Consider the following 16,345-nt stretch of genomic DNA (forward strand, 5'->3'; position numbering starts at 1 on the left):
CCCCCGGCCCCCGCACAGCCCTCCGCCGACCTCACCAAGCCCGAGGACGCCCGATGAGCACGCCCCAGCCTCCCGTGACCCAGCAGCCCGCGCCGAACTGGCAGGCGGCGCCCGGCGCTTCGTACACCTCGCCGATCCCGGTCGTGCGCACCCACCTCGGGCACGCGATCGCCTCCGAGTGGACGAAGATCAAGTCCGTGCGCTCGACGGTGTGGACGCTGGGCATCTTCCTGCTGCTCGTGGTCGGCATAGGCTTCCTGGTCGCGACGCAGACGAGCGACTCCGACTTCGGGAACGACGTCCCGTTCACCGTCCCGGCCTTCTTCGGTCTGGTGCTGGGGCAGATCTGCCTGATCACGCTGGGCGTGCTGGTGGTCTCCTCGGAGTACGGCACCGGCATGATCCGTACGACGTTCACGGCCTCGCCGCAGCGGCACCGGGTGCTCACCGCCAAGCTGCTGATCTTCTTCGCGGTGGCGTTCGTGGTGTCGGCCTTCGCCATCGGGCTGGTCGGCCTGTTCACGCAGAGCCTGCACGGCGACGCGACGGACAACGACTGGATCGGCACGGTCTTCAAGGGCGCCCTGTACGTCTCGCTGCTCGGTGTTCTCGCGCTCGCGGTGGGCTCGATGCTGCGGCACTCGGCGGGTGCGATCACCGCCATGCTCGGTCTCGTGCTGGTGCCCGCGATCCTGCCCGCGTTCCTGATGATCTCGGACAGCATGCGCAAGATCGGCGAGAAGATGCTGGACTACAACGCCCCCAACTCCCTGGCCAAGATCTTCGGTCTGGACGACGAGAACGGCGGGGGGAACGCCCAGCTCGGCCTCCTCGTGGGCGTGACGGCGGCCGCGATCGCGGGCGCGTTCGTGCTGCTGGAGCGGCGTGACGTGTGAGCGCGGCGTAGGACCGGTGGGCCAACCCGCCTAGAAACGTGGCGCGTTACGGGACCGCTGCACCCTGGAGGTGCGGCGGTCCTTCGCGTTCCAGCAGGACTTGTGCCAGTGGCGGCGGTCGTCGACACCGGAGTGCTGGGGCCAGGCCACCACGTGCGGGACCCCTGAGGCGATCATCTGGTCGCAGCCCGGGCAGCGGTACGTCTTGCCCTCGGCGCTCGCCCCGGCCACATGGCGCACGCTCCAGTCCTCGCCCTGCCAGCTCTCCGAGGACTGCCAGCCACCGTACCGGTCGGAACGGTCCTCGTCGGCGCTCCTGCCGGACGAGCCGGCGCCCTTGGGTCGGTTGCGACGCGGGGACACAGAACACCTCACGGGGCTATACAGGGGGGGACGGGTCGTTTCCAGCCTACGCGTGCCGACCACGGGTACGCGTACTCCACGAACCGTCGCAGAACCCCCCACCGTCCGACGCATTCTGCAGACAATCGGCAAATCTCGCCGCCAGGCCGTGACTTCGGCACGTGTCAGACGGTTATGCCGGGCGGGGGAGCTCCGGGTCGGAGCGCCGAGAAAGCAGGAAACGCGATGCACGTTGGAACTTTTGTACTGGCGGCCCAGTTCCCGGGACAGGGCCAGGGGGAGGCGCTCCACCGCGCCGTACGGACGGCCGAGGTGGCCGAGGAGGCCGGCCTCGACGCGGTCTGGCTGGCCGAACACCACTTCGTTCCGTACGGGACGTGTCCGTCGGCGGTCACACTCGCCGCGTTACTGCTCGGGCGCACCCGGCGGATCCGCGTCGGCACGGCGGTCAGCGTGCTCCCCACCGTCCACCCGGTGGCCCTGGGCGAGCAGGCCGCGCTGCTGCACGTGACGTCGGGCGGCCGCTTCTCACTGGGCGTGGGACGCGGCGGGCCGTGGGTGGACCTGGAGGTCTTCGGGACGGGGATCGAGGCGTACGAGAAGGGGTTCCCGGAATCACTCGATCTGCTGGTGCGCTGGCTGCGCCACCCCTCGGTACAGGCGTCGGGGGAACGATTCGCCTTCCGTGAGGTCCCGGTCGTCCCCAGGCCCTCGGAGGTGCTGAGCGGCGCCCCCGGCCCGGAGGTCGTCGTCGCCTGCACCTCCCCGTCGAGCGTCCGGCTCGCGGCCGAGCGCGGACTGCCGATGCTCCTCGGGATGCACGTCGGGGACGAGGAGAAGGCGGAGATGGTCGCACTGTGGCGCAATTCCGCGCGTGCCGCGGGCCGTTCGGCGGACGAGATCGCCGTCGCCGGCCATGTGTCGGCCGGTGTCTGCCAGATCGCGGACCGGCGAACCGACGCGGTCGAGGCACTCACGAAGGCCATGCCGGGCTGGCTGAAGCACGGACTGGACGCCCATGTGACGGTGGACGGCCGCGCCCGCACGATGCGCGACCCCCTGGCGTACACCGAACTGCTCTGCGGGCTGCACCCGGTGGGCACCCCCCGTCTGTGCGCGGACCGGCTGGCGGCGACGTCGGAGCGTACGGGCATCTCGCGCTTCGCCCTGCTGGTCGAGGGTTCCGGCGACCTGGCGGCCACCGAGGAGAACGTCCGCCGGATCGGCGCCGAGGTGCTCCCCCACCTCGGTTGAGCGGACGCGCGAGGACCGCGTCCGGCGGGCGCCTGCCGCCCCGGTACGAACGCACCGGAGCTTGCCGCCCCGATACAGACGCACCTCCCGCGTACGGAGCGGCAAGCAGTGCGGCAGGGCCGCCTCAGCAGTCCCGGAGCTCCGGGGACTGGTTCAGCAGCTGGTTGCGCACCGAGGTGAAGCGAGCCAGCGTGTCGTCCACTGAGGGGTCCAGCGGGAACACGGCCACCCGGTGGCAGTTCTGGAAGGCCAGCCGTACACCGAAGTGCCGTTGCAGCGCGCCGCGTATCGCGTCACTCGCGAGCGCACGCAGCAGCTGGCCACGTGCCTGCTCGTCCGGCGGGGGCGTCTGGTTGTCGGCGAAGTCACCGCCGTCGACCTTCAGCTGGGCCACCAGGGAGCTGACCATCTCCCACGCGTAAGGCAGGGAGGTCCGGACGCAGTCGACGAAGGCGGCTTCGTCGACCTCGCCTCGCTCGGCCTGTTCGAGTAGGGCCGGTGAGACGTCGAGCGACATGGGTTCTCCTCTCGCACCCCCGCGGAGGCGGGGGTTGACGGACAGGGCGGGGGTTCGCGATATCGAACACGCTGCGTACACGCACCGCGACCTCCCGTTTATACGGTAAGCAACGGGGGGTGACCGCACCAGGAGAATGCGGATACGGGGGACTCCCACTAGGAACACAATCAGCCATTGCCGCACACGAGTTGCCTCCGGCACATGCCCACCGGTGGCGCACGCCGGGAGCGGGCGGCGCACAGGGCGCCCCGGGGGCGCTCAGGGCGTCAGGAGGTGGGCGAATCGCGTGCGGTGGCGGGTGTCGAGTAGCGTTGCCGACCATGCGTCTCGTCATTGCCCGCTGCTCCGTGGACTACGCCGGACGGCTCACGGCCCATCTCCCCTCAGCCCCCCGCCTGATCCTCGTGAAGGCGGACGGCAGCGTCTCGATCCACGCGGACGACCGGGCCTACAAGCCCCTCAACTGGATGTCCCCGCCCTGCACACTCAAGGAGGGCTCCGGGGACGAGGAGGGCGTCTGGACCGTCACCAACAAAGGGGGCGAGAAGCTCATCATCACGATGGAGGAGGTCCTCCACGACTCCTCGCACGAGCTGGGTGTGGACCCGGGCCTGATCAAGGACGGCGTGGAGGCGCACCTCCAGGAGCTGCTCGCCGACCGCATCGAGACCCTCGGTGACGGCTACACGCTCATCCGCCGCGAGTACATGACCGCGATCGGTCCCGTCGACATCCTGTGCCGGGACGCCGACGGGCAGACCGTGGCCGTGGAGATCAAGCGCCGCGGCGAGATCGACGGCGTGGAGCAACTCACGCGCTACCTCGATCTGCTGAACCGCGACCCCCACCTCGCGCCCGTACGCGGCATCTTCGCGGCCCAGGAGATCAAACCCCAGGCCCGCGTCCTCGCCACCGACCGCGGCATCGGCTGCGCGGTCCTCGACTACGACGCGCTCCGCGGCATCGAGGACGACAAGCTGCGGCTGTTCTGAGCGGTGACGCACTGAGGGCCGGGTCCAGTGATGGACCCGGCCCTCAGCCGTTCGTTCGGATCGGCTCAGATCACCGACGAGTCGCTCGCCGAACCGGTGGTCTCCGTCGGATCGCCGGACGTGGGGCCGCCGGCCGAGTTGGAGGTGCTCGGCGTCTCGGTCGGCGTGGGCGTCGGTGTCGGCGTGGGCGTGGTGGACGGGGTGTTGCTGGGTGTGCTGGACGGCGGCGTCTGACTCGGCGTCCTGGTAGGCGTCCTAGTCGGCGTCTGCGACGGGGACTTCGTCGGTTTGCCCGGCTTCTTTGTGCCGCTCGGGTCGTCGGAGGGCGAGTCGCTCCGCGTGGGCGTCGGGTCGTCCGCCGTGCCGTACGTTCCGTCCGGGCCCGGGTCGGTGGGGGTGGGAACGTCGTCCGGGGCGTCGCCCGAGCCCTTCTTCGCGCGGTCCGCGTCCAGGCCGCCGTCGTCGATGCCGGGGCTGGCCGACGGATTGACGCCGACCTTCTCGGACGGGGGGTTGTCGCTGTTGTCGGAGGTCGCGCCCAGGGTCACCACCGTGCCGAGCACGGCCGCGAGCAGGGCGCCCGCGCCGGCGGCCACCAGATTGCGCCGGGCACCGCTGACCATGCGGCCCTTGACACCGCCCTTGCGTGCCGGGCCGGCCCCCGCCTGATGGGTGACCAGTGTCGAGGTCTCGCCCGACGTCCGGGGCGCTCCGTACCCGGAGAGGAACCCGGACGGTACGCCCCCGGGAGGCGACGCCGACTCCTCGTGCCGGGCGTCCGGCACCTCCTCCCCCGCCGCCGTGCGCCCGCCGGGCGGGGTCGCCCCGGAGCGGTCGGCGACCAGCGCCAGCGCGCGCCGGCCCGCGACCGTGCCGCGCTTGTCGGCGAGGGCGCCACGCAGCCCGATGGACGCCTCCAGCTCGGCACGGGCCCGGTCGAGCTGCCCGGAGCAGAGCGCGAGGATCCCCAGCTCGTGGTGGAAGTACGCCTGGTCGCCGACCTCGCCGGCGAGCCGGGCCGCCTCGGAGCCGGACCGCAGGGCCCGCTCCCAGGCTCCCCACTGCAGTCCGGCGGCGAACGCGGGCGCGGCCTGCCGGGCCAGCTCTACGGCGACGCTCTCCTCGTCCTCGGCGGGGGGTGTCGTGAGGGGCACGACGGCGGCCAGCGCGGCGAGCACGGCGTCCGACTCGCCCGACACCCTCTCGGGCGTGACCGAGGGGTGTCCGGACCACCAGGCGTAGTGCTGGGCGGCGGTGACGGCCCTCTCGTCGGCGTCGTCCGCGTACCCGGCGGCCTCCAGCTGGGTCTGCACCCCGGCCGCGAGCCGGTAGCGCGAACCGACCGGGGTCACCAGGGCGCAGCTCACCAGTTCGGCGAGGGCGGCGTCCGCGTGGGTGTCCCCCACCAGGGCGGGCAGATGGGCCTGGTGCGGCACCTCGCCGCCCAGCGCGACCGCGAACCGCAGCGTGTCCCGCGCCGACTCGCTCAGCCGGGACGCGAGCAGCGCGGCGGGCGCGGCGGCCTCGGCGAGGGACGGCAGCGGTACGTCGTGGCCGTCGCCGGCGTCGAAGGGGGCGTCGACCGGCGCGTCCTGGAAGATCCCGAACTCGTCGAAGGAGTCCGCGTCGCCGCGCAGTTGGTCGCGCTGTCTGAGCAGCGCCCCGGCCTGTACGAACCGCAGCGGCAGGCCCTCGGACTCGAACCAGAGGTCGCCCGCCCAGTTCGACTCGTCCTCGGTGAGGACGCGTCCGACGGCACGCTCCAGCAGCTCCAGCCCGCCGGCGCGGTCGAGACCGCCGAGGAAAATCTCTTCGAGGGGTGAGTCGGAGGACGGCGCGGGGACATCGGGCGTGGCCGCGAGCAGGAAGGCGCACTCGGGGGTCGCGTCGAGCAGTTCGTCGAGCGCGCTGCCGCCGAACTCCAGGTCGTCGAGGACGACGACCGCGCCGATCTCCCGGACTAGGTCCAGGAGCTCGGGGTGGCTGGGTCGGCAGAGCGGGCCCTTGTAGACGGTGGCGAACAGGTCGTGGAGCAGTTCGCCGGCCGTGCGGCGGTAGCCGGAGAGGCGTACGACACCGTCCGGGGCGAGGTCAGCGCAGTCCTCGGCGACGAGGTCGAGGAGCGCTGTGCGGCCGGAGCCCGCGGGACCGGTGAGGCGGACGGAGCGGCCGCGTGCGAGGAGCCGTACGAGCCGTTCCCTCTCTTCGTCGCGCTCCAGCAGGGGCAGCGGGGGCGCCGAGGGTCCCGGCGGGACGGCGGGCCTGGCGGCGCGGTCGATCTCCGCGCGGTCGGCGGCCGGGTGCTTCTCGGGCCGGCCGGGGCGCTCCTGCGGCGGGCAGTTCTCTATCTCGCTGCCGTCGACGGGGTTGACGGTGAGCAGGGAGTCGCCCGAGACGAGCTGGACGGTGCGGGCGAGCGCCGGAGCGGGCTGGCCGAAATCCGGTGTCAGGGAGTCACGTGGCGGGCGCGAGCGGGGCGCCTGCCCTCCGTCGTCGTATCCGTGCTCTTCGGGTCCCCGGTTCGTCGGGTCCATAAGGTCCTAGCCCCCCAAAAGCGTCGTGTGCCGGGTCTGTCTCCGGAGACAGGACCCAGGCCCTCCCGGCCTTGCCGCACTCCGCGCTGTCGCTTCTGGTCCGGTGCCCGCTCGAGGGTTGTCAGGGCGACGGGCAGCCGAACCCTAAACCTTTGCACAGTATCTACGGAATGCCGGGGTCCCGTGCCGCCCGAGACATCACAGTCTCGTGAGGATTGCGCGAGTGGTTCCTTTCGCCCCAGGAACGTCCGGGTGTCTTCCGTCCACCGGGTCACACATGGGTCCGTACGCGCATTCCCGCACGTCCGTTCACTTGCGGGCCGTCCCGTTCGGTGGCGTACCGATTCGCCCCGGCCGTGGTCCGGTGTCACACGCGGGGCAGCGACTCCACACCGATGCCGCCCTCGATGGCCAGGATCCGGTGCAGCCGCGTGGCCACCAGCAGGCGTTGCATCTGCGGAGGCACCTCACGCAGCACCAGCCGCCGCCCGCACCTCCCCGCCCGCCGGTGGACTCCCATGATCACCCCGAGTCCGGTGGCGTCCCACGAGTCCAGCCCTGACAGGTCGAGCACCAGGTCGCCGACTCCGTCGTCGACGGCCGTGTGCAGGACCGTACGGGCGTCCGCCGCGCTGCGGACGTCGAGGCGGCCCCCGACGACCAGCTCGGCGTGGTCGCCCCTGATGTACATATGCGCTCCCCGAGAGTGCGTCTTCGTACGCCGGTCGTTATCTGGTGATGCAACTTCTGACGTTTCGGGAACCCCAGAGGTTGCCGTCTGTAAGCGAACCGATACCGAATTCACCTCAACGGGTGATACCCGAGAGGGTCGTGCGGTTCCCGTGACGTCAGTGCTTGTAAAAGCCCTGCCCGCTCTTTCGGCCGATGTCACCCGCGTCAACCATCCGGCGCATCAGCTCCGGTGGGGCGAACTTCTCGTCCTGGGACTCGGTGTAGATGTTGCTGGTCGCGTGCAGCAGGATGTCGACGCCGGTGAGGTCGGCCGTGGCGAGCGGCCCCATCGCGTGGCCGAAGCCCAACTTGCAAGCGCGGTCGATGTCCTCGGCGGTGGCCACGCCCGACTCGTACAGTTTCGCGGCCTCGACGACGAGGGCCGAGATGAGCCGGGTGGTGACGAAACCGGCCACGTCCCGGTTGACGACCACGCAGGTCTTGCCGACGGACTCGGCGAACTCCCGCGCGGTGGCGAGGGTCTCGTCGCTGGTCTTGTACCCGCGGACGAGTTCGCAGAGTTGCATCATCGGGACCGGCGAGAAGAAGTGCGTACCGACGACCCGTTCGGGGCGGTCGGTCACCGCCGCGATCTTGGTGATGGGGATCGCGGAGGTGTTGGAGGCGAGCACGGCCTCGTCGCGCACGAGCTTGTCGAGCGTGCGGAAGATCTCGTGCTTGACCTCCAGCTTCTCGAAGACGGCCTCGACGACGACGTCAGCATCACCGACGGCGTCGAGATCGGTGGTCGCGGTGATGCGGCCCAGGGCGGCCTCGGCGTCGGCGGCGTCCAGCTTGCCCTTGCTCACGAACTTGTCGTACGACGCCTTGATGCCGTCGGTGCCACGGGTGAGCGCCTCGTCGGTGACGTCACGCAGGACGACGTCCCAGCCCGCCTGGGCGGACACCTGGGCGATGCCCGACCCCATGAGACCGGCTCCGATGACGGCGAGCTTCCGTGCCACTGTGCGACTCCCCTGCTGACCCTGGCTGACACGCTCTTTATGTATGCCTCTCGGCCGGACCCTAGCGCTCGTGAGGGGCTGTGTGACCGGTAAGTAATGCGCGTCACGTCTCATCTGACGGACGTCACACCGGAAGCGGTCACTCGGCCCCTCGTACGGCGTAGTTGAGCACCTTCTCGCTCAACAGCCCCTCCATGTCGTCGATGAGCACGAGCACCTCCCGGGACACTTCGTCCGGGTTGCGCCCGGCGACCATCTCGCGTCCGATGACGCCCATCACCGTCTGGTGGAGCCAGTTGATCTGGCCGGCGATGAGGGTGGGCATGGGGTCGTCGGCGGGGGCGCCGGTCTCCTCGCGCAGGGCCGCCTCCAGGTTCTCCTGGACCTCCTGCGCGATGCTCCACAGCCGAGAGCGCAGGGGGGGCGCCTCGTGGATGACCTTCAGGAAGCGTTCGTAGTCCTTCGTGAGGCCGACGCGCGGCGAGACGGTCTCGACCTCCTCCCGCAGCTCGCGCAGTACGGCCGCGACGGCCGACTCGCCCGCGTCACGGCCGCGCACCCAGCGCGCGAGCCGGTGGACCACGTCCTTGCTGCGGTCGAGGAAGAGGTCCTCCTTGGCGGGGAAGTAGTTGTAGACGGTGTTCACGGAGACGTCGGCCGCGTCGGCCACCTCCGCGATCGTCACGGTCACGAAGCCGTGCTCCACGAACAGCGCGGTGGCGATGTCCGAGATCCGCTGCCTCGTCTCGCGCTTCTTGCGCTCCCTGAGCCCCTCTGCCATGGCCTCATCGTAGGCGGACCCAAGATCCCCGGCCCAGCTCCTTGGCTTCACTGAAACTTTGGTGTCATTGCAAAATTTCAGCGACTCTGTTTTTCTGTGGGCATGGCAATCATCAGTGCGGCCGGACTGGCCCGTACCTTCCAGACGAAGCGCGGCACAGTGGAGGCCGTGCGCGGCATCGACCTCACCGTCCGGCCGGGCGAGATCCTCGGCTTCCTCGGACCGAACGGCGCGGGCAAGACGACGACCCTGCGCATGCTCACGACCCTGCTCGCCCCCACCGGCGGCGCCGCCACCGTCGCGGGCCACGACCTGGCCACCGATCCGGCCGGGGTGCGCCGGGCGTGCGGTTACGTGGCGCAGTCGGGCGGCGTCGACCCGCATGTGACCGTGCGGGAGGAACTGGTCACCCAGGGACGGCTCTACCGGCTGACGAGGTCTCAGGCGGTGGAGCGCGCGGAGGAGTTGGCGCGCGACCTCGGCCTCACCGACCTGCTCGACCGAAAGTGCGCCGCACTCTCCGGCGGTCAGCGCCGCCGACTCGACATCGCGCTGGCCCTCACCCACCGCCCGCGGGTCCTCTTCCTCGACGAACCGACGACCGGACTCGACCCCGGCAGCCGCGCCGACCTGTGGGACCTGGTCCGCCGCCTGCGCGACGAGTACGGCACCACGGTCTTCCTGACGACCCACTACCTGGACGAGGCCGACGCCCTCTCCGACCGGCTGGTGATCGTCGACCAGGGCGTGGTCGTCGCCGAGGGCACCCCCGGCGCGCTCAAGCTCCAGTACGGCGGCTCGATCGACGCCACGCTCCAGGACACGTTCCTCGCGATCACCGGGCGCGGCCCCGCCCCGGCCGACGCCGCCCCCGTAGCCGTGTAGAGACCCACAGCCGTACCGAAACCCATAACCGGACAGCAACCCGTCACCCGACAGGAACCCGATGCTTCTCCACGACACCGCGCTGGTCTTCGGCCGCTACCTCCGCCAGACCCTGCGCTCACGCTTCCAGATGCTCTTCGGTGTGCTGATGCCGCTGCTCTACCTGCTGTTCTTCGGCCCGCTGCTGACGGACCTGCCACTGAGTCCCCAAGGCAGTTCCTGGCAGGTCCTCGTGCCCGGGCTGCTGCTCCAACTCGGCCTGTTCGGCGCCTCGTTCGCGGGCTTCGCCGTCATCATCGAGAAGGGGCAGGGGGTGGTCGAGCGGATGCGGGTCACGCCGGTGAGCCGCCTGGCCCTCCTCCTCGGCCGCGTGCTGCGCGACGCAGCCCTCTTCGTCTCCCAGGCGGTGCTGCTGGTGCTCGCGGCCGTGGTGATGGGGCTGCGGGCGCCGCTCGCCGGTGTGCTGATCGGTTTCGTGTTCGTCGCGCTGCTGACGGTGTCGCTGGCGTCCCTGTCGTACGCGCTGGCCATGAAGGTCGCCACGCCCCAGGAGTTCGGCCCGACGATCAACGCCCTCAGCATGCCCTCGATGCTCCTGTCCGGGCTGATGCTCCCGATGTCCCTGGCGCCCGGCTGGCTGGACGTGCTCTCGCACTTCATGCCGTTCCGCTATCTGGTGGACGCGGTGCGGGACGCGTACGTGGGCGAGTACGCGACGGTTTCCATGCTGTACGGGGCCCTGGTCGCCCTCGGGCTCGCGGCGCTGGCCGTGACGGTGGGCACACGGGTGTTCCGGACGGCCGGGGCGTAATTAGGCTGGTCAACATGGTCAATCTGACGCGCATCTACACGAGGACCGGCGACCAGGGCACCACGAACCTCGGTGACATGAGCCGGGTGCCCAAGACCGACCTCCGCATCGCCGCCTACGCGGACGCCAACGAGGCGAACGCGGCGATCGGCACCGCGATCGCGCTGGGCAAGCTGAGCGACGCACTTGTCAAGGTGCTCACCCGCGTCCAGAACGATCTCTTCGACGTCGGGGCCGACCTGTCGACCCCCGTCGCCGAGAACCCCGAGTTTCCGCCCCTGCGCGTCGAGCAGTTCTACATCGACAAGCTGGAGGCCGACTGCGACCGCTTCCTCGCCGAGGTGGAGAAGCTCCGCTCCTTCATCCTCCCCGGCGGCACGCCCGGCGCGGCCCTGCTGCACCAGGCGTGCACGGTGGTACGGCGGGCCGAGCGCTCCACGTGGGCGGCGCTGGAAGTGCACGGGGACGTCATGAACCCGCTCACCGCCACCTACCTCAACCGGCTGTCGGACCTGCTGTTCATTCTGGCCAGGACGGCGAACAAGGAGGTCGGGGACGTGCTGTGGGTGCCCGGCGGAGAGCGCTGAGCACCCACTGGCCTCACTACCCACTGGTCTCACTTCAGCCGGGCCGGTTCCCGCTTCGGGAACAGCGTGTAGTTCCCGGCGATCAGCAGGTTGATCCCGATCACGAACAGCATCCTCTGCTGCCAGGCCCGCAGGGACTCGGTCTCACCGTCCCCGCCGACGTACCAGACGGCGGCCTGCAGCAGCGCCAGGGCGACCACCGCGGCGAGGATCCAGCGGCCCGCGACCTTCCACTCGTGGACGGCGCGGGCCGTCCCGTACTTCGGCGGCTTCACCGGCGGCGGACCACCGGCGAAGCGGTGCGCGACCCTGACGTCGGCCCACTTGATCATGGAGTGGCCCAGACCCACCGTGAAGCCGATGTAGACGGCGGCGAGCCCGTGCTTCCAGTCGGGTTCCGCGCCGTTCCTGAGGTCCATCGCGGTGACGGCGAACAGGACGACCTCCAGCAGCGGCTCGCACAGCAGCACGGCCAGTCCGGCACGCGGCATCCTCAGCACGTAGCGGAAGGTCAGTCCCACGGCGAGCAGCACCCAGAACGCCACCTCGCACGCGACGATCAGTCCGACGATCATGGTTCGCTCCTCTCGGTCACCCTTTCAGGCTCCCGTGCGGGAGGACCGAGATCGTCGTCGGCGATGACGAACCCCCGGTACATCGAAAGATGCAGGCCGGGACCCTCCCCCCGCATCACGCGCCGAGTACGTACGCCGTGTTGGATGGGAGCCATGGCCGTACGACTCCCCCGCCCCCACCGCTTCGACGTGTACGCCGGTCTCGCGGGCCTGCTCGGCGGGCTCCTCATCTGGGGCGTGGGCCTCGCCACTCGCCCGGCCTCCGATCCGATCACGCTCTTCGACGGGCGCTGGCCGATCCTGCTGCCTCTCGCGGTGACGGCCGGCTGCGAGACGCTGCGCCGGACCCTCCCGCGCACCGCCCTGCTGATCGGCTGGCTCGCGCTGACGCTCGACACCATGACCCAGGGCAACCTGGTCACCGTGGTGATGTTCACCGACCTGGTGTACGCGGCCGTGGTGTACGGGCCGCCCGCCACGGCCCGCCGCGTCCCCTGGATCGCCGGGCTCATCACGGTGGCCGCCACGGTGGTGGCCGTCGCGGTCTGGCAGGTGCCGGAGGCGCTGCTGGTCGGAGTGGTCATCGGCCTGGTCGCGTTCATGCCGGCCGCCACCGGCTGGATCGTCCGCAACCACCGTGACGCCGCCGAGGCCGCCCGCCTGCGCGCCGAGCAGACCGCGCTGCTCGCCGAGATGGACCGCGCGCAGGCCGTGGGCGCCGAGCGCGCCCGGATGGCCCGCGAGCTGCACGACATGGTCGCCAACCACCTCTCCGCGATCGCGATCCACTCCACCGCCGCCCTCTCCCTCGACGACCCGAAGACCTCCCAGGACGCCCTCACCGTCATCCGCGAGAACAGCGTCGAGGGGCTGTCCGAGATGCGGCGGCTGATCGGCATCCTGCGCGACAGCAGCGGCGATCTGGAGCCGGCCGCGGCCCCCACGCTCGACGGGCTCGGCACCCTGGTCGAGGGCGCCCGCACCAACGGCCTCGACGTCACCCTCGACGCCGATCACGGCCCCCTGCACGCGCCGGTCGAACTCGCCGCCTACCGCATCGTCCAGGAGTCCCTCACCAACGCCCTCAAACACGCCGGCCCCGGCCGCGTCACGGTGACGCTGGCCCAGCGGGACGGCGCCCTGACCGTGGCCGTGACCAGCCCGTTCGGCGACCGTGACGGCCCCCGCGCCCCCGGCTCGGGGGCCGGTCTGGTCGGTATGCGGGAGCGGACCGCCCTGCTGGGCGGCACCTTCGAGGCCGGCCCCGAGGGCTCCCCCGACGGCAAGATCTGGGCCGTACGCGCCACCCTCCCCGTGACCGAAGGAGACCCCGCATGATCCGCGTGCTCGTCGCCGAGGACCAGTCCGCCGTACGCGCCGGACTCGTCCTCATCCTGCGCAGCGCGTCCGACATCGAGGTGGTCGGCGAGGCCGCCGACGGCGAGCAGGCGGTGGCGCTCGCCCGTGAACTCCGGCCGGACCTGGTGCTGATGGACGTGCAGATGCCGCGCCTCGACGGGGTGTCCGCGACCCGGCAGGTCGTCGCGGAGGGGCTGGCCGACGTGCTCGTGCTGACCACCTTCGACCTCGACGAGTTCGTGTTCGGGGCGCTGCGGGCCGGGGCGTCCGGGTTCCTGCTCAAGAACACGGAGGCGAGGGACCTGCTGGAGGCCGTCCGGGCCGTGGGGCGCGGTGAGGGGCTCATCTCCCCGGCGGTCACGCGCCGACTGATCGCCGAGTTCGCCGCCAAGCCCGTACGGGAGCCCACGGCCGACCCGTCCGTCCTGGACTGCCTCACCCGCCGCGAACGCGAGGTCCTCTCCTGCCTCGGGGAGGGGTTGTCGAACGCCGAGATCGCGGTGCGGCTCGATATGGCGGAGGCCACCGTGAAGACCCATGTCAGCCGCCTCCTCGGGAAGCTGGAGCTGCGCAGCCGGGTGCAAGCGGCCGTGCTGGCCCAGGAGTTGGGCGTGTAGGGCTCCAGGGGCCCGCAGGACAGGCGCACTGGTCCAGACCCATTGACCGATGGTCCAGACCTTTCTATTCTCACCGCAACTGCGCCACGTCATGCTCATGCTCATTGACACCCCACAAGGAGGCGCGCATGCGCTTCAGGCACAGAGCTGCGGCGGGCTTCGCCACCCTGCTGCTCCCCCTCGCGGGTCTGGTCGGCCTCGCCGCCCCGGCCCACGCGGCCACCGAGGCAACGGCGACCTACACCAAGACCCAGGACTGGGGCACCGGCTTCGAAGGCAAGTGGACCGTCAAGAACACCGGCACCACCACGATCAGCACCTGGACCGTCGAGTGGGACTTCCCCTCGGGCACGTCCGTGACCTCGGCCTGGGACGCCGACGTCACCTCCTCCGGCACCCACTGGACCGCCAAGAACAAGTCCTGGAACGGCTCCCTCGCCCCTGGCGCCTCCGTCTCCTTCGGTTTCAACGGGAGCGGCTCAGGCTCCCCGGCCAACTGCAAGCTGAACGGCGGAAGTTGTGACGGCGGCGGCACCGTCCCCGGGGACGCGGCCCCCTCCGCGCCCGGCACCCCCACCACCTCCGGCGTCACCAGCACCTCGGTGAAGCTGTCCTGGTCGGCCGCCACCGACGACAAGGGCATCAAGAACTACGACGTCCTGCGCGGCGGCACCAAGGTCGCGACCGTGACGACGACCTCGTACACGGACACCGGCCTCACCGCCGGAACCGACTACTCGTACACCGTGCAGGCCCGCGACACCGCCGACCAGACGGGCCCGGTGAGCGGTGCCGTCTCCGTCCGCACCACGGGCGGCGGCACCGATCCCGGCCCCACGTCGAAGGTCAACCTCGGCTACTTCACCGAGTGGGGCGTCTACGGCCGCAACTACCACGTCAAGAACCTGGTGACCTCGGGCTCCGCCTCGAAGATCACCCACATCAACTACGCCTTCGGCAACGTCAAGAACGGCCAGTGCGTACTGGACGACTCCTACGCGGCCACCGACAAGGCGTACACCGCCGACCAGTCCGTCAGCGGTGTCGCCGACACCTGGGACCAGCCGCTGCGCGGCAACTTCAACCAGCTGCGCCAGCTCAAGGCCAAGTACCCGAACATCAAGGTGCTGTACTCGTTCGGCGGCTGGACCTACTCGGGCGGCTTCGGGCAGGCCGCGCAGAACCCGACCGCGTTCGCCAAGTCCTGCAAGGCCGTCGTCGAGGATCCGCGCTGGGCCGACGTCTTCGACGGCATCGACATCGACTGGGAGTACCCGAACGCCTGTGGTCTGAGCTGCGACACCTCCGGTGCTGCCGCGTTCAAGAACCTCATGCAGGCCCTGCGCACCGAGTTCGGCTCGAACTACCTGGTCACCGCCGCGATCACCGGTGACGGCTCCTCCGGCGGCAAGATCGACGCGGCGGACTACGGCGGCGCGTCGAGCTACGTCGACTGGTACAACGTGATGACGTACGACTACTTCGGCGCTTGGGCGAACACCGGCCCGACCGCCCCGCACTCGCCGCTGACCTCGTACTCCGGCATCCCGACCGCCGGCTTCAACTCCGCCGACGCCATCGCCAAGCTGAAGTCGAAGGGCGTCCCCTCGGCCAAGCTGCTGCTCGGCATCGGCTTCTACGGACGCGGCTGGACCGGCGTCACCCAGTCCGCGCCCGGCGGCACGGCGACCGGCGCGGCCACGGGCACGTACGAGGCGGGCATCGAGGACTACAAGGTGCTCAAGAACTCCTGCCCGGTCACCGGCACCGTCGCGGGCACGGCATACGCCCACTGCGGCAGCAACTGGTGGTCGTACGACACCCCGTCGACCATCGCCGGAAAGATGACCTGGGCCAAGAACCAGGGCCTGGGCGGGGCGTTCTTCTGGGAGTTCAGCGGAGACACCAGCAACGGAGAGCTGGTGAGCGCCATCAACAATGGCCTGAAGTAGTGACGGAAAGGATCACGCGACGTTGACGCGCTGACCGGGCGGGGCTGCCTCCAGCCACGCGAGGAAACCGGTCAGCGCGTCCTCGCTCATCGCCAGCTCCAGCCGGTTCCCCCGGTGGAGACAGGCCAGGATCACGGCGTCGGAGAGCAGCGCGAGCTCCTCCTCGCCCTCAGGAGTGCGGCGCCCGGCCACCTCGATCGCCGAGCGCTCCAGGATGCGGCGCGGGCGCGGGGAGTACGAGAAGACGCGGAACCACTCGATGCGGTCGCCGTTGTAGCGGGCGATGCCGTAGCCCCAGCCCTTGCCGTTCTCGTCGCCCTTCTCGGGTTTCTCGGGAGCGTTCCACCTCAGGCTGCAGTCGAAGGTGCCGCCGGAGCGCTGGATCAGCCGTCGTCTCAGACCGAAGACGAACAGACCCACCACCACGAGCGCGACCACCAGACCGCACACAGTCAGAGCGAGGACCATCGACACCGACCTCCTCGTCTCCTAGGTAACGGAACGGAAAAAACTCCCACATTC

General features: G+C 70.5%; 17 protein-coding genes. 9 read left to right on the forward strand and 8 right to left on the reverse strand.

Annotation, left to right across the window (positions count from 1 at the left end):
• Positions 1-53: 53 nt before the first annotated feature.
• The gene (locus tag FNH08_RS11030; RefSeq protein ID WP_152771277.1) at positions 54-896 is read left to right on the forward strand and encodes an ABC transporter permease; all 843 of its coding nucleotides are present in this window, start codon (positions 54-56) and stop codon (positions 894-896) included.
• A 30-nt stretch (positions 897-926) separates the two neighbouring features.
• Here the strand turns inward: FNH08_RS11030 and FNH08_RS11035 are convergent, their stop codons facing one another.
• Complete coding sequence (locus FNH08_RS11035) at positions 927-1,259, reverse strand: ATP/GTP-binding protein (protein ID WP_322724218.1); 333 nt, start codon at positions 1,257-1,259, stop codon at positions 927-929.
• A gap of 225 nt (positions 1,260-1,484) precedes the next feature.
• On the opposite strand from FNH08_RS11035, the gene FNH08_RS11040 reads away from it, so the two are divergent.
• Positions 1,485-2,513, forward strand: coding sequence for an LLM class flavin-dependent oxidoreductase (locus FNH08_RS11040; protein WP_152771278.1), 1,029 nt, complete (start codon positions 1,485-1,487; stop codon positions 2,511-2,513).
• Between the two features lie 124 nt (positions 2,514-2,637).
• Here FNH08_RS11040 and FNH08_RS11045 read toward each other — a convergent pair whose 3' ends face one another.
• On the reverse strand, positions 2,638-3,030 hold the full coding sequence (locus FNH08_RS11045; RefSeq protein ID WP_152771279.1) for an SCO5389 family protein: 393 nt from the start codon (positions 3,028-3,030) through the stop codon (positions 2,638-2,640).
• Positions 3,031-3,353: 323 nt separating this feature from the next.
• On the opposite strand from FNH08_RS11045, the gene nucS reads away from it, so the two are divergent.
• On the forward strand, positions 3,354-4,025 hold the full coding sequence (gene nucS, locus FNH08_RS11050; RefSeq protein ID WP_152771280.1) for an endonuclease NucS: 672 nt from the start codon (positions 3,354-3,356) through the stop codon (positions 4,023-4,025).
• 65 nt (positions 4,026-4,090) lie between these two features.
• Here the strand turns inward: nucS and FNH08_RS11055 are convergent, their stop codons facing one another.
• The 4 genes from FNH08_RS11055 to FNH08_RS11075 form a co-directional block, all read right to left on the reverse strand.
• Positions 4,091-6,559 (reverse strand): ATP-binding protein, encoded by a 2,469-nt coding sequence (locus tag FNH08_RS11055; RefSeq protein WP_152771281.1) that lies wholly within the window; start codon positions 6,557-6,559, stop codon positions 4,091-4,093.
• A 367-nt stretch (positions 6,560-6,926) separates the two neighbouring features.
• Positions 6,927-7,250 carry an STAS domain-containing protein gene (locus FNH08_RS11065; RefSeq protein WP_152771282.1) on the reverse strand — a complete coding sequence of 108 codons (324 nt, stop codon included), beginning with the start codon at positions 7,248-7,250 and terminating at the stop codon, positions 6,927-6,929.
• A 157-nt stretch (positions 7,251-7,407) separates the two neighbouring features.
• Positions 7,408-8,256, reverse strand: a complete 849-nt coding sequence (locus FNH08_RS11070; RefSeq protein WP_322724221.1) for a 3-hydroxyacyl-CoA dehydrogenase family protein — start codon at positions 8,254-8,256, stop codon at positions 7,408-7,410.
• A 139-nt stretch (positions 8,257-8,395) separates the two neighbouring features.
• Positions 8,396-9,037 carry a TetR/AcrR family transcriptional regulator gene (locus tag FNH08_RS11075; RefSeq protein ID WP_152771283.1) on the reverse strand — a complete coding sequence of 214 codons (642 nt, stop codon included), beginning with the start codon at positions 9,035-9,037 and terminating at the stop codon, positions 8,396-8,398.
• Positions 9,038-9,139: 102 nt separating this feature from the next.
• On the opposite strand from FNH08_RS11075, the gene FNH08_RS11080 reads away from it, so the two are divergent.
• The 3 genes from FNH08_RS11080 to FNH08_RS11090 all read left to right on the forward strand — a co-directional run bounded on the left by FNH08_RS11080 (position 9,140) and on the right by FNH08_RS11090 (position 11,320).
• Positions 9,140-9,922, forward strand: coding sequence for an ABC transporter ATP-binding protein (locus FNH08_RS11080; protein ID WP_152771284.1), 783 nt, complete (start codon positions 9,140-9,142; stop codon positions 9,920-9,922).
• Positions 9,923-9,983: 61 nt separating this feature from the next.
• Entirely contained in the window at positions 9,984-10,733 is a 750-nt protein-coding gene (locus tag FNH08_RS11085) for an ABC transporter permease (protein ID WP_152771285.1), read from the forward strand.
• Positions 10,734-10,747: 14 nt separating this feature from the next.
• Positions 10,748-11,320, forward strand: coding sequence for a cob(I)yrinic acid a,c-diamide adenosyltransferase (locus tag FNH08_RS11090; RefSeq protein WP_152771286.1), 573 nt, complete (start codon positions 10,748-10,750; stop codon positions 11,318-11,320).
• Positions 11,321-11,349: 29 nt separating this feature from the next.
• Here FNH08_RS11090 and FNH08_RS11095 read toward each other — a convergent pair whose 3' ends face one another.
• Positions 11,350-11,895: a hypothetical protein gene (locus tag FNH08_RS11095; protein ID WP_152771287.1), complete on the reverse strand. Its 546-nt coding sequence runs from the start codon at positions 11,893-11,895 to the stop codon at positions 11,350-11,352.
• A 153-nt stretch (positions 11,896-12,048) separates the two neighbouring features.
• On the opposite strand from FNH08_RS11095, the gene FNH08_RS11100 reads away from it, so the two are divergent.
• The 3 genes from FNH08_RS11100 (at position 12,049) to FNH08_RS11110 (ending at position 15,823) form a co-directional block, all read left to right on the forward strand.
• Entirely contained in the window at positions 12,049-13,233 is a 1,185-nt protein-coding gene (locus tag FNH08_RS11100; protein WP_152771288.1) for a sensor histidine kinase, read from the forward strand.
• Positions 13,230-13,871 carry a response regulator gene (locus FNH08_RS11105; RefSeq protein ID WP_152771289.1) on the forward strand — a complete coding sequence of 214 codons (642 nt, stop codon included), beginning with the start codon at positions 13,230-13,232 and terminating at the stop codon, positions 13,869-13,871. Before FNH08_RS11100 ends, FNH08_RS11105 begins: the two co-directional genes overlap by 4 nt.
• A gap of 128 nt (positions 13,872-13,999) precedes the next feature.
• Entirely contained in the window at positions 14,000-15,823 is a 1,824-nt protein-coding gene (locus FNH08_RS11110) for a glycoside hydrolase family 18 chitinase (protein ID WP_152771290.1), read from the forward strand.
• Between the two features lie 12 nt (positions 15,824-15,835).
• On the opposite strand, the gene FNH08_RS11115 is transcribed toward FNH08_RS11110, so the two are convergent.
• Entirely contained in the window at positions 15,836-16,291 is a 456-nt protein-coding gene (locus tag FNH08_RS11115; RefSeq protein WP_152771291.1) for a DUF2550 domain-containing protein, read from the reverse strand.
• Positions 16,292-16,345: the final 54 nt, after the last annotated feature.

Origin of the sequence: Streptomyces spongiae, assembly GCF_009377185.1 — a bacterium.
In the GTDB taxonomy this organism is placed as follows: Bacteria; Actinomycetota; Actinomycetes; order Streptomycetales; family Streptomycetaceae; genus Streptomyces; species Streptomyces spongiae.

Bases quoted from the DNA above. Each gene is read 5' to 3' on its own strand.
- FNH08_RS11030 (WP_152771277.1), top strand. From the start codon at position 54: ATGAGCACGCCCCAGCCTCCCGTGACCCAGCAGCCCGCGCCGAACTGG.
- FNH08_RS11040 (WP_152771278.1), top strand. From the start codon at position 1,485: ATGCACGTTGGAACTTTTGTACTGGCGGCCCAGTTCCCGGGACAGGGC.
- FNH08_RS11045 (WP_152771279.1), bottom strand. From the start codon at position 3,030: ATGTCGCTCGACGTCTCACCGGCCCTACTCGAACAGGCCGAGCGAGGC.
- nucS (WP_152771280.1), top strand. From the start codon at position 3,354: ATGCGTCTCGTCATTGCCCGCTGCTCCGTGGACTACGCCGGACGGCTC.
- FNH08_RS11055 (WP_152771281.1), bottom strand. From the start codon at position 6,559: ATGGACCCGACGAACCGGGGACCCGAAGAGCACGGATACGACGACGGA.
- FNH08_RS11065 (WP_152771282.1), bottom strand. From the start codon at position 7,250: ATGTACATCAGGGGCGACCACGCCGAGCTGGTCGTCGGGGGCCGCCTC.
- FNH08_RS11075 (WP_152771283.1), bottom strand. From the start codon at position 9,037: ATGGCAGAGGGGCTCAGGGAGCGCAAGAAGCGCGAGACGAGGCAGCGG.
- FNH08_RS11080 (WP_152771284.1), top strand. From the start codon at position 9,140: ATGGCAATCATCAGTGCGGCCGGACTGGCCCGTACCTTCCAGACGAAG.
- FNH08_RS11085 (WP_152771285.1), top strand. From the start codon at position 9,984: ATGCTTCTCCACGACACCGCGCTGGTCTTCGGCCGCTACCTCCGCCAG.
- FNH08_RS11090 (WP_152771286.1), top strand. From the start codon at position 10,748: ATGGTCAATCTGACGCGCATCTACACGAGGACCGGCGACCAGGGCACC.
- FNH08_RS11095 (WP_152771287.1), bottom strand. From the start codon at position 11,895: ATGATCGTCGGACTGATCGTCGCGTGCGAGGTGGCGTTCTGGGTGCTG.
- FNH08_RS11100 (WP_152771288.1), top strand. From the start codon at position 12,049: ATGGCCGTACGACTCCCCCGCCCCCACCGCTTCGACGTGTACGCCGGT.
- FNH08_RS11105 (WP_152771289.1), top strand. From the start codon at position 13,230: ATGATCCGCGTGCTCGTCGCCGAGGACCAGTCCGCCGTACGCGCCGGA.
- FNH08_RS11110 (WP_152771290.1), top strand. From the start codon at position 14,000: ATGCGCTTCAGGCACAGAGCTGCGGCGGGCTTCGCCACCCTGCTGCTC.
- FNH08_RS11115 (WP_152771291.1), bottom strand. From the start codon at position 16,291: ATGGTCCTCGCTCTGACTGTGTGCGGTCTGGTGGTCGCGCTCGTGGTG.